The organism is Bordetella avium (assembly GCF_034424645.1).
Taxonomy (GTDB): Bacteria; Pseudomonadota; Gammaproteobacteria; order Burkholderiales; family Burkholderiaceae_B; genus Bordetella; species Bordetella avium.
On the sequence record NZ_CP139969.1, the window covers coordinates 3,612,967 to 3,627,982 of the forward strand.

General features: G+C 58.7%; 11 protein-coding genes. 2 read left to right on the forward strand and 9 right to left on the reverse strand.

Going from position 1 to position 15,016, the window contains the following annotated elements; all coding sequences use genetic code 11:
* Nucleotides 1–5: 5 nt before the first annotated feature.
* From U0029_RS16705 to U0029_RS16745, 9 genes are all read right to left on the reverse strand, one after another.
* The gene (locus tag U0029_RS16705; protein ID WP_114851576.1) at nucleotides 6–1,949 is read right to left on the reverse strand and encodes a hypothetical protein; all 1,944 of its coding nucleotides are present in this window, start codon (nucleotides 1,947–1,949) and stop codon (nucleotides 6–8) included.
* A gap of 79 nt (nucleotides 1,950–2,028) precedes the next feature.
* Complete coding sequence (locus U0029_RS16710; protein WP_012415790.1) at nucleotides 2,029–2,979, reverse strand: glycosyltransferase family 2 protein; 951 nt, start codon at nucleotides 2,977–2,979, stop codon at nucleotides 2,029–2,031.
* Between the two features lie 248 nt (nucleotides 2,980–3,227).
* Nucleotides 3,228–3,839, reverse strand: coding sequence for a YdcF family protein (locus U0029_RS16715; RefSeq protein WP_012415789.1), 612 nt, complete (start codon nucleotides 3,837–3,839; stop codon nucleotides 3,228–3,230).
* On the reverse strand, nucleotides 3,836–5,155 hold the full coding sequence (locus U0029_RS16720; RefSeq protein WP_114851575.1) for an oligosaccharide flippase family protein: 1,320 nt from the start codon (nucleotides 5,153–5,155) through the stop codon (nucleotides 3,836–3,838). The genes U0029_RS16715 and U0029_RS16720 overlap by 4 nt, the downstream gene beginning before the upstream one ends.
* Before the next feature lie 9 nt (nucleotides 5,156–5,164).
* Nucleotides 5,165–6,193, reverse strand: coding sequence for a hypothetical protein (locus U0029_RS16725; protein ID WP_012415786.1), 1,029 nt, complete (start codon nucleotides 6,191–6,193; stop codon nucleotides 5,165–5,167).
* Complete coding sequence (locus tag U0029_RS16730) at nucleotides 6,190–7,584, reverse strand: ArnT family glycosyltransferase (RefSeq protein WP_127811888.1); 1,395 nt, start codon at nucleotides 7,582–7,584, stop codon at nucleotides 6,190–6,192. Before U0029_RS16730 ends, U0029_RS16725 begins: the two co-directional genes overlap by 4 nt.
* A 37-nt stretch (nucleotides 7,585–7,621) precedes the next feature.
* The gene (locus tag U0029_RS16735; protein ID WP_012415784.1) at nucleotides 7,622–9,091 is read right to left on the reverse strand and encodes a lipopolysaccharide biosynthesis protein; all 1,470 of its coding nucleotides are present in this window, start codon (nucleotides 9,089–9,091) and stop codon (nucleotides 7,622–7,624) included.
* Between the two features lie 225 nt (nucleotides 9,092–9,316).
* Nucleotides 9,317–9,817 carry a single-stranded DNA-binding protein gene (gene ssb, locus U0029_RS16740; protein ID WP_012415783.1) on the reverse strand — a complete coding sequence of 167 codons (501 nt, stop codon included), beginning with the start codon at nucleotides 9,815–9,817 and terminating at the stop codon, nucleotides 9,317–9,319.
* Nucleotides 9,818–10,071: 254 nt separating this feature from the next.
* Nucleotides 10,072–11,250, reverse strand: coding sequence for an MFS transporter (locus U0029_RS16745; RefSeq protein ID WP_114851750.1), 1,179 nt, complete (start codon nucleotides 11,248–11,250; stop codon nucleotides 10,072–10,074).
* Between the two features lie 180 nt (nucleotides 11,251–11,430).
* Between U0029_RS16745 and uvrA the strand changes: the two genes are divergently transcribed.
* A complete protein-coding gene (gene uvrA / locus U0029_RS16750; RefSeq protein WP_114851574.1) occupies nucleotides 11,431–14,289 on the forward strand; it encodes an excinuclease ABC subunit UvrA in 2,859 nt (952 codons plus the stop codon).
* A 23-nt stretch (nucleotides 14,290–14,312) separates the two neighbouring features.
* The gene (locus U0029_RS16755) at nucleotides 14,313–14,972 is read left to right on the forward strand and encodes a glutathione S-transferase family protein (RefSeq protein ID WP_114851573.1); all 660 of its coding nucleotides are present in this window, start codon (nucleotides 14,313–14,315) and stop codon (nucleotides 14,970–14,972) included.
* The last annotated feature ends 44 nt before the right edge of the window (nucleotides 14,973–15,016 follow it).

A 15,016-nucleotide genomic window follows, 5' to 3' on the forward strand; every position in this document is an offset into this window, starting at 1 on the left:
GGCGCTCAGTAGAGTTTTGGAATGCTATTGATGACGCGCATCGCCTTATCGAAATCAACACCGATCAGCCGGCAATAGTCCTGAATGGCGTCGATACGTGCAATATTTTCCTTCTCAATCAGCACAAAAGCTTCTTCCCGAGTAATGACACCCTCGCGGATCTGATTACTTCGGAATGTCTCATACTCGGTAAAACCAGCGACTGTTTGATAAATATAGTTGTAGAACGGCGCCGTGCCGTCACCGATCCGCCAGGTGGTGGGCGTATCGGGCGCGAGCTCCCAATCATAGGTCTCGATCAGCACTTTATTGATCGTAGCCTCATCCCACTCCAGATAGTCAAACAGGTAAAGAAAGTCCTGGTTGACGAAATAATACGAGAGAAAAGCGGTAAAGGTATCAAGCAGCGATTGATTGATATACCCCGGATTAACAAGGTAATTTTTCATGTAGTAAAGCGCCAATTGCGCTTTCTGCATGCTTGAAACCTTGTTCAACTGCACACCCGCACTAGCCGGGCGCACACCACAGAAGCCAACCTTGAAATCCGTTCTCTCAAGATGATTGGTGGAATAAACCATCAACTTGATACCGGTTTCCTTCATGAGGCGATTGGCGTGATACATGAACTGCTTGTCGCCCGCCATGAATAGCGGAATCATGCCCAGGTCCGGGTTCTTCAGCCAAGCATTGACGTTGACACCCACGTTGGCGCGTTTTTGCTTGATATCAGCGGACACCCAAATATGCTCTACGCCGAGTTTTCCGCATAAACGCGCCTGATTACGGCGCGCCAAATCGGTGACCATCCCCCAATCGTAGGTGTATGCAATGGGATTCATGCCAAGCTCGGTTTTCAGCAAATGCAAACCATAGCTGCTGTCACGGCCACCTGAAAAACCCACCAGGCAATCTGCCGAACCATTATTGGAACGGTATTTTTCCAATAATTTGTCCAGTTCCTTCCTGCCCTTCAGCTTGGCCGGCTTGTAGTTATTGCAGTAGTTACACACACCCTGCTCATCGAACTCGATGAAGGGCATGGTTTCTGGCAACACACATTTTGAACAGCGGCGCAAACCTGCATAGCGGCGCTGCTGCTCTTCGACATTGCTGACCACCTTGCGCAACACGGGCGCCGGCGCCGCCAGAATCGGGGCGGCCGTTTCCGCAGGTGAATAAGGCAGCCCCAAACTGAACAACGGACCGGGCTGCGCACTCTCAATCCGAATGGTCATGGCCTGTCCGGCACGAACAGGCTGCGGATCACCGAATTCGATGTGCTCTTTCATCTCCTCGCGGATACGCTTGGCGATGACGTATTCCGACACAAAGACAAACACACCCTGTTTAGGCGCATGCAAATAATATAAAGAGCCCGTGTTCGTCGCCAGCAGAAGATCATCGCGATCGGCGAACAACACGCCAAGCGACGCTTCGCCATAAATCTTGCCGAAGACCTCCCGACATACCTGCTCGATCGGAGCCCCTCTCGCCAGACGATCATTCATCAGCGCAGCCACGACTTCAGTATCAACCTGCGCCAGCTTCTTCAAGCGTGGCTCGGCGGCCCATATCTCGGCCTCGTTGACGATGATGCCGTTATGCACCACCACCACAGAATCCCGGACAACCGGCTGATTATTGGCATCCACGCCTTGCTGACCGTTCGTCACGAGACGTGCATGACCAACGATTCCAAGTCCGGTCTGGTCTCGCTGCGAAACGGCTTGCTCGACCTGGCGCTTGTACTCCTGCATCTTGAGCAATTCGGAAGCAGGCACCGGATATTTCAGTACGCGGAGGGTTTGTCCGGCAGCCGCGGCAAGCCCGGCAGCCTCTTTGCCACGGGACTCCGACAACAGGAACAGCCGCTTCAACAGCTTCGAAATATCATCGGTCTTCAGAGTGGATTGCCTGGCAACGACCAGACCAAATATTCCGCACATGCTATGAAATCTCCGGGCCAGACTGCCCACTAACGACTAAAGCTTGAATACCCACGACGGTGCCACTCGCCCCTAAAAATCAAGTATTTAATTTCTTGTTATCTTCATAGTCCAGCCACATGGCGAATACGGTGGACTGAAAGCCCATGCTGGTAAGAAAGAACCAGAAGAGCAGCGTTATTTCTGGCACTGTCCCATGCGTTCCCCAGAGCACAAGCAGCCGTACAAACATCAGCACGGACAAACCGGCAAGCAGAAAACCCGCCGCATAGAATATGACCAAGGGGTGAAAGTCACGAATGATGTACTTCTGCTTCATTCGCCAGAAGAACAATTTCACGATCAGCCATCCGATGGTGAAAATCACCTTTCGAACGCGAATACCTGATTTTTCGCCTATGTTGTATACCGGCTCGACCGGCACATCCTTGACGCGAAAACCGAAAACGTTCAACTTCACCAACAGATCGTTGGGTTGACCGTAACGCTTATACATCGTCTGCCAGTCAATCGCCGTCAACGCAGCCCGATTGATTGCCGTATAACCCGTCTGCGAATCGGCGACCTTCCAGTATCCCGAAGCGATCTTCGTCAACAAAGAAAGCGCGGCATTGCCGAAATACCGGATCTTGGGAATTTTCCTGAAGGCATCGCCGCTTACCAGGCGATTGCCCTTGGTGTAATCGGCCACCCCCTCGACAACCGGGTCCAGCAGGCCAGGCAGGTCCGCAGGGTTCATTTGGCCGTCTCCCGCCATCACGACGGCAATATCTGTACCGTTATCACGAGCCCACTCATAACCCGTGGCAATAGCGCCACCCACGCCCTGGTTCTTTTTGTGCCTGAGCAGCACGACCCGGGGATGCTCCCGTTGATAGCTCTCGATAACTTCACAGGTCTTGTCCGGGCTGCAATCATCGACAATGACAATGTCATCCACAAAATCAGGCATCGTGAGAATCACTCTGCTGATCTGCGTTTCTTCGTTGTATGCTGGCACCACTACAGAGATTCTGTTATTTCGATACATATGAATTGATTTGCGTATTGCTATTATTTGTCTGGGCAGGCACGACTCACATACACAATCGAGTAGGTAAAAGCGTCGAACCTAAGCGACGAAGCCGTACCTAGTTATGCTTGGTGACAATTGCCATGGATCACGGCGTTGCTTGCTACAGGCGCAAGAAATCGCGTCGATGCCAACGCGATCAAGATGCGTATTGTGTAGGATTTTTAACTCAGATTCAGCCTTTTCTTGCCGATTTGGCGAATATATCAACCACGGCTTGAAGAAATGGCCCAGCGGCGCAGCGGTTGCGGCATGACATCCACCGCCCAGGCCAGAAGCTCCCAGTAAGCGCGAAGCAGCGCCTGCTCCCATGACAGATAGTCAGGAGCCGCCGCCCAGCGAGGCGATTGTCCAGTCAGCATGTGCGCCAAATATCGCAGCCGAAATCCGTGGAGCCGGTCGGCAACGAGCACCGCATCCTGAAAGTCCCGCGCATTCAGCACCGCCCAGGCGGCTTGAATATTGGATCTCGAGTCGTCGGACACGCGATCGCCACAATGCAAGGCCCCAGCGGGAACACCGCTGCGCTCCAGCTCATCGGCCATGACCGCCGAACCAAAATAATTCCGTCCCGGACGAGCCCCGCCGACACAGACGATCATGCCCACCTGCCCCGCCCGATACAGATCATGGGCTCTGCGCACATAAGTGGCGCGAACCGCCTCGTCTGGCGTATAGAAAACGATTGCAGCCGAGGCCTGATCCAGTGGCCCCAGGCGATGGCCGGCGTCCTCTCGATCAGACCACCCCAACAACACGCCAGCAGCCAGCACGCTGAGCAGCGCCAGCGTTATGCCGGCCGCGAATACCCGCCTCATGAAAGGGGTCGGTCGATAAAGCGGCTGCGCAAAATATCGATACCCAGCCGATTGCGCGCCAGAAAAAACAGCATTGCCGTTCCGGCGACATAGGCCAGGGTGGTACCCAGCGCAGCGCCGTAAAGGCCCAATACCGGTATCAACAAAAGATTGAAGGCCAGATTCGAGATGACCAGCGTACCGTGCTGCACCGTCTGCCAACCGGGCTGGCCAGATTGCATCAACAAGTTATCCAACGGGATAAAAGCCGAGCATAGCCATATACCGCTCAACAGCAGGGCAAGAACGGGAACGCTTTGGCTCAACCCTCTCTCGGGCAGAAAGCCATGCACGAGAATAGCCAGACCGGCGAGCAATACCAAGCCAAGCAACAACATGACCGGATAGACAAGGCGCCGAGTGCCACGTATCAGGCCTTGCAAGCCGGTCTGATCATTGTCACGCAGGCAATGCACCAGCAGCGGGTTCAAATTGTTGCGAATGACGGTAAGAATGGCGTAATAGCCATCCACCAACATGGCCGCGAAACTATAGATCCCGACCTCGGTCTCGGACATGAACAAACCCAGCACCAGCACATCGACGCGCGAATTGAGTTCGACGAACATCCCCGCCGGCATACCGCGAATACCAAAGCTCAGATGCAGGCGGTACCACTGCGCGCTAGGCCGCCCGAACGGCAGGCGGCCAGGCAAATAGGCAAAACAAAGCAGCAGAACAAACAACTCCGCGATAGCAAACGCCGCCGCCATGCGCTGCGGGTCCATACCGGCGGCGGCCACGATGCCGACCCAGGCCAATATCGCCAGATAGCGTGCGGCCTGAGCGACGGCAAAGAAGCGCATCAGGCGCAGGCCATTCGCCATCCCCAGCAGGATTTTGTTCAATGGGAAGAGCAACAGGCCTCCCGCCGCCCATTGCAGCCCTTCCGCCACACGGGCGCTGGAAAACAGTTTCTGCGCCAATGGCGCGCCCGCATAGGCCACGGCGGCGGCCAACGCACCCGCAACAATCCCCAACACCACGGCAGAACCGGTCATTTGCGCCAATTCCCTGCCCTGCTGGGCATAGTGCGCACTATGACGTAGCACGGAATAATGCACGCCCAGCGTGAAGACCTGGGACAGCACGATATAGACAGCGAAAACCAGGTTAAAGACACCCAGCGCCTGCGGCCCCCAGACCGCCGCAATGATGAAATTGATGATCACGCCGCTGAGGGCAAGAATCGCAAAGCTGCCCAGGTTCCAGGCGATATCCAGGGAAAGCTTGCCAGACGCGACTCGCCCCACCAGCTGTTTAATACGAACAAGCATGGTCAATCCTCAACAGGCCTTGGCCACATCGATGTGCATCGGCGGCAACGGCATTTTCCGCAAGGCTTTTCGCATCGAGACCTCGAGCACCCGCAAGCGGGAGCCACCGAGCTGCAGCAAGCCAAGCTCGATTTCGTTGACACCGGCGAATGGCGTCAAGCGCACCGTGACCGTCTGGCTGTCATTGTCGGCATGAGTCTGCGCCAGCGTGACTTTCAAACGGACACGCCGATCAGGATCATCGCCAGGGGGACGGCCCTCTTTGTACTCGACCGCCATCAAACTACCGAAACCCGTTCCCTCTACCTTGAAGGTGATCAGATATTCATAGTCGGGATCAATCTTGATGAACCCATCATTGTGCTGAAAAAACTCCTGCGCCCGCACAAACACCGGATATACCGGGCCGCTGGGCGAAAAATCTGCGGCCATCTCATGCTCATCCCGCATCACCACGACGCCTGGGGCAAGAGATAAAGCAAACCCTTCACTCCATGTCTGCACAGTCGGCCCCACCTGCTCAGGCGGCCCAAACTGCATGGGCGCGGCCGGCGCGAGTTCATAAAGCATTTCGCGGCCGGTTGAAATGACCACGCTCGCCATCTCGGGGTCTGCAAGAATATCCTTCAGCACCGAGTGATAGTCCACGGGAAGCGAATAGGCGATGCCCTGAACGTAACGGATACCCAGAGCGCGCAGGATACGCAAACCCTCCTGCTTGCTGTCTGCCTCATAGAAGGGGATCAGCCGGGGGTCCAGATAGCTGATCATGCGCTGTTTGGCGTAATACATATCGGAGGGCCGCAAAGCAAGCACGGTCTCCCCAGGGGGCAAGTGGGATAGGTAATCCACCAAGCCAAAGCGGCATATCGTGCTTGGCACCAAAACGGGGGCACTCCCCTGATTTCTTTGCACGGCACTGAAGTAAATAAATGTCGAGTTTTTCACAAACCAGGCAAGGGGAAGCATCACTGCCGCGATCAGACAAACCATGATCAGGCCATTCCAGCAACCCTTGGGGGAAATACGGCGCGTCATGCTGCCTCCGCCGTTACCTGGCGATTACCCGCCAGGCGAAAAACGCCCCAGCCCGCCAACAGCGAGACATAGGGCATAAGCACCAACATATAGCGATCATTGCGGATCATCAGATCCGTTCCGGCAAACAGGCTCAAGCCCATGCCGGCCAGATAAATCGCAATAATGGCAACGCAAAGATGGGTGATCTGCCGCCAAGCGGGAGAAGGCGATCCGCGCCGGGGAAGGAAAATCAATCCGAGCAGCATCCACCACCAGGTCAGCCCATAGAGATGCAGCGTGAACCAACCTTTGAACAAACCATATTGCAGGCGATCCGCCATCAAGGCGTAACCTCTGCTCAAGCGGAAGTAGCCTTGCCAGTCCAGGGAGGACAAGGCGAAAACCAGGTTGTTATCGGAAATAGGGCTGCCAAATATCAAGACATTGCGCAGATAGGGCCAACAACCGATGGCCCCGCCCACCAAGACCACCACAAGCGCGGTTGTCAGCATGCGTTTATTCAAACCGCCGCAGACCACCAGAAAACTGCCGCCCAATAAGAATGGAAACAGGATGGCCTGCGAATGGCTCCATAGCCCCAGCCCCATCACCACACCAATGGTGAGCCTGCCTCGCAGCGTTTCAGGCTGGCAGGCGAACACCGCCGCCATACCCAGCAACAAGGCGCTGATGACCAAGGCGTCGATCGCGCCGTACATGGCCTGAGCGAAAATAAAGGGGGTGGTGATAAAAATCAGGGCGGACAATAGACCGACACGGCGCCCGCCCGCACAGCCCAGCCAATAGATCAAAGCCGTGCTCATCACCGTCAACATAGGCGCGACAAGCCGCATCAAGCCCGGCAGTTCGGCACCCCCACTGATGACATTGGCCAGGAAAATCAAACCAATGTACAGCGGCGGATGCGTCCAGGGCGCGTACATTCCAGACGGGGTGTCCGTGTTGAGCAAAGGATAGTCGGCCAAGGCGCGAAGGCTATACATCTCGCGGCCCACCAGGGCGTATTCCAGCGGATCATTACTGCTCAAGGGCAGCAGGACGGCCATCGCGACCAGGACCAGGGCCACCGTAAACACCAAAGCGGCAAGCAGGATATCCAGCCGGCGCCAGGGCCCATGCTGCACAAACCATGTGGGCCCCACCCGCGCAGCCCCGGGCAAACGCCTTGCCGCCCAAAATATGAGCAGGGCAACGGCGAATTGCAAGCCCAGATAGAACAGATCCGAACGATGCGGAAACAGCGCCAGCCCCGCCACCGACACCAGACCACAAAGATAGCAAATCGTGGTCAGGACCGCCGTGCTCAACACAAAGCCGCGTTGCGGTAGCGAACGCGGCAAGGCACAGGACCACCAAGGTGTCAGCGCGATGCCATAAGCGATGGCCAAGGCCGCAAACCAACAAATCGTTGAAAAAATGGGCAACTTAACTTCCTGTCGTAAAACGCTGACGGCTGTCGAGCAAGTGGCGCGCTTGACGATAAAGCGACGGCAACAGCACAGACGTCAACACAAGCGCCAAACCGAAATCCAGGCCCAGACGCATCAACAATGAAAACGCGGTCAGCTTGTCGGCCAAAAAATGCACCGGCAGCATCAAACCCGCCAGACCCAGGATGCGCAGCAGCACGCCTGCGAAAGCCCCTCTATCGGGCCGGACTAGACGCAAAATGGCGTCAGTCAAGGTGAGTTGATAAAATAGCTGAAACGTCGCATACAAGGCCACGACCAGTACGGCATCGGCTCCCTGAAACAGGGCGATGATAACCACCAGCATGGACAGCACGTCGAACGCCACCTGAATCTTGAACGCCAGTCTTTGTTGACCGCAGGCTTCGAACATCCGCCCGGACCAGCTATTCAGAATGGCGAATAGGGCCGAGGGCGCCATCCAGGCCGCGTACAGGCCGGCCTCCCGCCATTGCACGCCAAACACAAAGCCGAACAGTGTCGGCCCCCAAAGCATCAGCAGAACGAGAAATGGGCAGATAAGCGTAGCCAGCGCCTGAAAGAAATAAATCGTTAGTTGCTGAAACTGCACATCTTCTTTACGGGCAATCGCTTCACGATAAAAAACCTGCCCTATCGCGGCCGAAAGAAACTGTGGCGAGGCCAGGAGCGCCATACGGGTTAAGGCATACGCGCCCGCAGCCGCAGGCAGGCCAAAGCCTGTGAAGATCAAAATCAAGAACTCGCGTGAAAGCGCGATCAGCAAGGTCGCCGGCGTCGTATAGAAAGCGAAACCGCGATAACGCCACAACGTTGCCGCCCGGACAGACCAGGGCAAGGCGCCCACCCGCCGGATCGAAGCAACAATGGCCCGGGGGCTGAGAATAAACAAGCCGGCAGCCAAGGCCTGCGTCACCATACGCGCCCATACCAGGCCATTGAGCGGCAGGGTCACCATACCGAGCAGGATCGAGCACAGCGCCGTTCCGGCCTGCTGCACGACATTGCTTACGGCCAGCCGGCCGTAGCGCCGTTGCCGGCTTGCATACAAATTGCCGATTTGCAGAAAATTGGTCAGCCAGGCAAAGAGGATTGCGCAATAGCCGACCCACAGGGGGAAGGGATCGCCCGGCACCCAGGCGGCCAGACCATCAGTGGCCCACCAAAGCAGTGCCAGCACCAAACAAAGCAATGAACTCAGATAGGCGGTATCCGTGGCGATACTCTGCGCCGCAAGTTCATCCTCCGGCATCACGATAGCCATCTCGAAACGCAAGCTTGCAACAATGCTCAACAAGGTCCCGGCAGCAATGATGGCGCCGTAGGCGCCAAATTGCGCAGGCGTATACAAACGAGACAGAACCGGCGACAGCAATATCGCCATCGCCTGCGAAGCCGCAGTAACGCCAGCCAGCGTGACGATGGACTTCAAGAGCCCTGCGGCCATCAGACCTTCCTTGATTGAACGCTGCCGATGCCCCTGCGCAACCGGCGCGAAACCTGATTAAAAGCTGTGCTGAATCGCTTTATGACAAGCATCCGCAGCAAGCCAAAAGCGACGGCAAATCGTTGTGCCCTGCAGCGCTGTCTGGCCAGATCACAGCGCCTCGCAAATAAAAAACCTCGGAAAGCGGGGGCCTGCCGAGGTTTACAGACCGAGCGTGAAGCCGTTTCAGAACGGAATATCGTCGTCCATGTCGGCCAGATTGGCCGCACCGCCACCCATCGGCGCGGCAGGACGTTGCTGCTGCGGGGCCGGGCGTTGCGCGGGTGCGCGTTGCTGGCGCGGCGCTTCGTCGTAGCCGCCGCCACCAAAGCCGCCCCCTTCACCGCCGTCACGGCCACCCAGCATTTGCATCTGGTCGGCGACGATTTCAGTGCTGTAGCGGTCAGCGCCCGTGTCTTTATCTTGCCACTTGCGGGTTTTCAAGCGGCCTTCGATGTAGACCGAACGGCCTTTTTTCAGGTACTCGCCCGCGATTTCAGCCAGGCGGTTGTACATGACGACACGGTGCCACTCGGTTTCTTCGCGGCGCTCGCCGCTGGCCTTATCCTTCCATTGAGAGGTGGTGGCCAGCGAGAGATTGCAGATGGCGGCGCCGTCCGGGCTATAGCGAACTTCGGGATCACGCCCCAGGTTGCCGACGAGAATGACTTTGTTGACAGATGCCATGACGATGCCCCTATTGTTGTGGCCTGCCAGCCCGCCCCGAAAGGCGGCGCCCGGCAGCACGCAACGTAAATCCGTTAAAAATTAAGACCTTAACAAATACGCCGGCCGCAGAGAGGACCGGCGCCGACAATGACTTGATGAAGTCTAGTTAAAGCCTGGAGTAACCTGCATTATCGACGATAACGGCGGCCTGCGCCATGCGCGGCTGTGAGGAAATCGTTCCAGCGCGCTGTCGCAGACCGCGAAAGCCAAGCTTAGCGCAAAGGTTTCATGCCACGGGTCAGGACCAGCCAGACCAGGCATAGCGCGGCAGCGGCCAGAAACACGCCATCCGGGCCGCCACGCGAGGCCAGCCAGCCACCCAATGCCCCGCCGGTAAACAGCCCTGCCGCCTGAGCGGTGTTGTAAAAACCCAGGGCCAGACCTTTGTATTCCTGAGGCGCCACCCGCGACACCAGCGAAGGCTGCAAGGCCTCCAGAATGTTGAAAGCCACGAAAAAACCAGTCAAGGCGAGCGTCAGGGGGAAAAAGGACTGCGAAGCCAGCGGCAACAGGCCGCAGACTAGCACCAGACCGGCCACGGCCGCGCGCAGCGCGGCGCGATGCGCGCGGCGTTTTTCCGCCAGAAAGATCACCGGCACCATGCACACGAAAGACACCAGGATGACCGGCAGGTAAACATGCCAGAGTGCGCGGATATCCAGGCCGCCCAGGCGCGCCAGCATGGCCGGCAGCACAACGAACAGCGCAACCTGCGTCAGATGCAGCACGAAAACGCCGAAGTTCAGCCGTAGCAGTTCGACATGCTTTAGCACTTCGCCGGCGCGTGCGGGCTGCATGCTGCGCGCCCCGGTGCGCGGCACGACGGGCACCACCCAGCGGGCCACAGCCAGACTGGCCAGCCCCAGACAGGCAATGGTCCAGAACAGCCCGTGCAGCCCCCACCAGCCCACCAGCACGGGCGCCAGCACCAGCGATAGCGCGAAAGACAGGCCTATCGATGCGCCAACCATAGCCATGGTGCGCGTGCGCACCTCATCGCGGGTTGCATCGGCCAGCCAGGCCGTTACGGCAGCGGAAATCGCACCGGCGCCCTGGATGGCGCGTCCGATGGTGATCCAGAACACATCATCGGCCTGGGCGCAGACGATGCTGCCGGCGATAAAGAGCAGCAGCCCCAGAATGACCACAGGGCGGCGCCCCCAACGATCCGAAGCCAGCCCGAAAGGGATCTGCATGACGGCCTGGGTCAGGCCATACATGCCCAGCGCCAGACCGACACGCGTAGGATCGTCTCCGCCCGGCAGGCCCTGGGCTGCCACGGCAAAGACCGGCAAGAGGAGGAACAGACCCAGCATCCGGCAGGCGAACAGCCCGGCCAGCGCAATGCTGGCGCGGCGCTCCGGCGATGTCAGTTTGAGCTTCTGGGCCATGTGTGTTTCGTGATGCGTCCGGCAGGCACGGAAGAATATTTTGGAAAAGATGAGGCGCCCGGCCATCTAACGGCAGGGGGCCATCACTGGGAATGACTCGGCGCGCTATAGTACCAAGTTGACCTTTGAAACTGCTTAAACCCTCCGATTTTGCGGAGGAACGCGAGGATGGACGAGAGGATGGACGAAATACGCATACGCGGTGCCCGTACCCACAATCTCAAGAATGTCTCGCTGAATTTGCCCCGCCACAGACTGGTCGTGATTACGGGCCTGTCCGGCTCGGGCAAGTCGTCGCTGGCTTTCGATACGCTCTACGCTGAAGGCCAGCGGCGTTATGTCGAAAGCCTCTCGGCCTACGCGCGACAGTTCCTGCAATTGATGGACAAGCCCGACGTCGATCTCATCGAAGGGCTGTCTCCAGCGATTTCGATCGAGCAAAAAGCGGCCGGGCATAATCCTCGCTCAACGGTTGGGACGATTACCGAGATTCACGACTATCTGCGCCTGTTGTTCGCGCGGGTGGGCACACCCTATTGCCCCGAGCATGGCTTGCCTTTGCAGGCGCAAAGCGTCAGCCAGATGGTGGATGCCGTGCTGGGCTGGCCAGCCGACACGCGCCTGGCCGTGCTCGCGCCTATCGCGCGGGCGCGCAAAGGCGGCTTCGAAGACGAGTGCGCCAGCCTCCAGGCCCAGGGTTATGTTCGCCTGCGCGTGGACGGAAAACTGGTCGAGATTGACCAGATGGCGCCCCTGAAAAAGACCGAGAAGCACGACATCGACGTGGTGATCGACCGTTTGCGCGCCCGTCCCGAAAGCAAGCAACGCCTGGCCGAGAGCTTCGAAACGGCCTTGCAACTAGCCGAAGGCCGCGCCCTGGCGCTGGATCTGGACAGCGGCCGGGAACAGGTGTTCTCCAGCCGTTATGCCTGTCCGGTATGCAGCCATAGCCTGCCCGAACTCGAGCCGCGTCTGTTCAGCTTCAACAACCCGATGGGCGCCTGCCCCAGTTGTGATGGCATTGGCCAGGTCGGCTTTTTCGATCCCAAGCGTGTCGTCGCCTTTCCTGAACTCAGTTTGGCAGCGGGCGCCATCCGCGGCTGGGATAAGCGCAACGCCTTCACGCATTCGCTGCTGACCAGTCTGGCGACTCATTACGAATTTGATATCGACACGCCCTTCGAAGCGCTCTCTCAGGAGATACGCGACAAGGTGCTATATGGCTCCGGCGAGGAAGATATTTCTTTCTTCTATCTCAATGAGAAAGGCCGCAGCAACGTCAAGCGCCACCCCTTCGAAGGCGTGATTCCCAATCTGGAGCGGCGCTGGCGTGAGACCGACTCGGCCACCGTACGCGAAGAACTCAGCAAATACCGCAATATCAAGACCTGCCCGGATTGCAACGGCTCACGTCTGCGCGCCGAAGCCCGGCATGTCTTGATTGGAGATGAGCCCGGCCGCGGCCAGGAGCAAGGGCGGGCGATCTATGAGGTCGAAGCCATGCCGCTGTCGGCCTGCCTGGCCTGGTTTCAGGCCCTGAGCCTGACGGGCGCCAAACAAGAGATCGCGCAACGCATCGTGCGTGAAATCGAAGCCCGCCTGAGCTTTCTCAACAATGTGGGCCTGACCTATCTTTCCCTGGATCGCAGCGCCGACACGATTTCCGGCGGTGAGGCGCAGCGTATCCGGCTAGCCAGCCAGATCGGCTCCGGCCTGACTGGCGTAATGTATGTGCTGGACGAACCCTCCATCGGGCTGCATCAGCGCGACAACGACCGCCTGATCGCCACCTTGCAGCACCTGCGCGACCTGGGCAACAGCGTCATCGTGGTCGAACACGATGAGGACATGATCCGTCTGGCCGACTGGGTGGTCGATATGGGGCCGGGCGCAGGCGAACACGGGGGCCAGGTGGTGGCGCAAGGCACGCCAGCAGCCGTGCAGGCCGACCCCGCCTCACTGACTGGCCAATATCTCAGCGGCAGGCGCGCCATCGCCATTCCGGAACGCCGGCCGGTCAGCCTCGAACAACCCTGGCTCGAACTCAAGGGCGCCACCGGCAACAATCTGCGGTCTGTCGATCTGCGCATACCGGCGGGCCGCCTGGTTTGCGTGACCGGGGTGTCCGGCTCAGGCAAATCCACGCTCGTCAATGACACCTTGGCCGTCGCGCTCGCACGACAGCTCAACCATGCGCAAGGCGACGCCGCCCCCTATGAAAGCCTGAGCGGCCTGGAGCATTTCGACAAAATCATCAGCGTGGATCAAAGCCCCATCGGCCGCACCCCGCGCAGCAATCCCGCCACCTATACCGGCCTGTTCACGCCGATTCGGGAGCTGTTCGCCGGTGTGCCCGAGGCCCGTACACGGGGCTATGATCCGGGCCGCTTCAGTTTTAACGTCAAGGGCGGCCGTTGCGAGGCCTGCCAGGGTGATGGCGTGGTCAAGGTGGAAATGCACTTTCTGCCCGACATGTACGTGCCCTGCGACGTCTGCCACGGCAAGCGCTACAACCGTGAAACCCTCGAAATCCGCTACCGCGGCCGCAATATCAGCGAGGTCCTAGACCTGACCGTGGAGCAGGCCCTGACCTATTTCGAGGCCGTGCCGGCCATCGCGCGCAAGCTGCAGACGCTGATCGATGTGGGCCTGTCGTATATCCGGCTGGGGCAATCCGCCACCACGCTGTCGGGCGGAGAGGCGCAACGCGTCAAACTCTCGCTGGAACTGTCTCGCCGCAGCACCGGCCGCACGCTTTATATCCTCGATGAGCCGACAACCGGGCTGCACTTCCGTGATATCGAACTGCTGCTCGCCGTGTTGAATCAGCTGGTCGAGAGCGGCAACACGGTGCTGATCATCGAACATAATCTGGACGTCATCAAAACAGCCGATTGGCTGATCGACATGGGTCCCGAGGGGGGGGATGGCGGCGGACGTGTCATCGCGCAGGGCACGCCGGAGGCCGTCGCAGCCTCTCCCGAAAGCCATACCGGCCACTATCTCGCACAGGTGCTGGCACGCCATCGAAACCCCTGACCCTGCTCGCACAGGCTGACACCATGTATACGCTGTGGATAGGCAACAAAAATTACTCCTCCTGGTCGTTACGGGCCTGGCTGGCGCTTCGCGTGGCGGGGATCGCTTTTCAAGAGCAAAAGCTGGCGCTGTTTACCGATAGCTTCTCCCAGCACCTGGGCAGTCTGACACCGGCCGGGCTAGTGCCCGTGCTGCGGGATGGCGATCTGGTCATCTGGGACTCTCTGGCCATTTGCGAGTACGCCGCCGAGCAGCATCCCGATCGCCACCTCTGGCCAGCGTGCAGCCGCGCCCGGGCCCGGGCCCGGTCACTGGCCTCGCAGATGCACAGCGGCTTTACCACGCTGCGCACGCTGTTGCCGATGAATATCGAAGCCCATTTGCCCAACATCGACATCGAAGCGGCCAAACCGGAAATCGCCTGCGTTCAAACCCTCTGGCAGAACACACGCGCCGAGTTCGGTGACGGAGGCCCTTTTTTGTTTGGCCGCTTCAGTATTGCAGATGCTTTTTTTGCGCCGGTCGTCTCCCGCTTCACCACCTATGGCGTGGCGGCCAACGGCCCAGTGCGCAACTATATGGACGCCATCCAGGCCCTGCCCGCCATGCGCGAGTGGACCCGCGATGCCTTGGCCGAAGCGACATTCGTCGCGCAAGACGAGCCCTACCGCAGCCACCGCTGAGGCCAGGCCGGTGTTTCCCCCTGTGTAAACCCGGTTACAGCTGG

Coding starts and splice junctions, on each gene's coding strand:
- U0029_RS16705 (WP_114851576.1), bottom strand. CDS start 1,949: ATGTGCGGAATATTTGGTCTGGTCGTTGCCAGGCAATCCACTCTGAAG.
- U0029_RS16710 (WP_012415790.1), bottom strand. CDS start 2,979: ATGTATCGAAATAACAGAATCTCTGTAGTGGTGCCAGCATACAACGAA.
- U0029_RS16715 (WP_012415789.1), bottom strand. CDS start 3,839: ATGAGGCGGGTATTCGCGGCCGGCATAACGCTGGCGCTGCTCAGCGTG.
- U0029_RS16720 (WP_114851575.1), bottom strand. CDS start 5,155: ATGCTTGTTCGTATTAAACAGCTGGTGGGGCGAGTCGCGTCTGGCAAG.
- U0029_RS16725 (WP_012415786.1), bottom strand. CDS start 6,193: ATGACGCGCCGTATTTCCCCCAAGGGTTGCTGGAATGGCCTGATCATG.
- U0029_RS16735 (WP_012415784.1), bottom strand. CDS start 9,091: ATGGCCGCAGGGCTCTTGAAGTCCATCGTCACGCTGGCTGGCGTTACT.
- ssb (WP_012415783.1), bottom strand. CDS start 9,817: ATGGCATCTGTCAACAAAGTCATTCTCGTCGGCAACCTGGGGCGTGAT.
- U0029_RS16745 (WP_114851750.1), bottom strand. CDS start 11,250: ATGGCCCAGAAGCTCAAACTGACATCGCCGGAGCGCCGCGCCAGCATT.
- uvrA (WP_114851574.1), top strand. CDS start 11,431: ATGGACGAAATACGCATACGCGGTGCCCGTACCCACAATCTCAAGAAT.
- U0029_RS16755 (WP_114851573.1), top strand. CDS start 14,313: ATGTATACGCTGTGGATAGGCAACAAAAATTACTCCTCCTGGTCGTTA.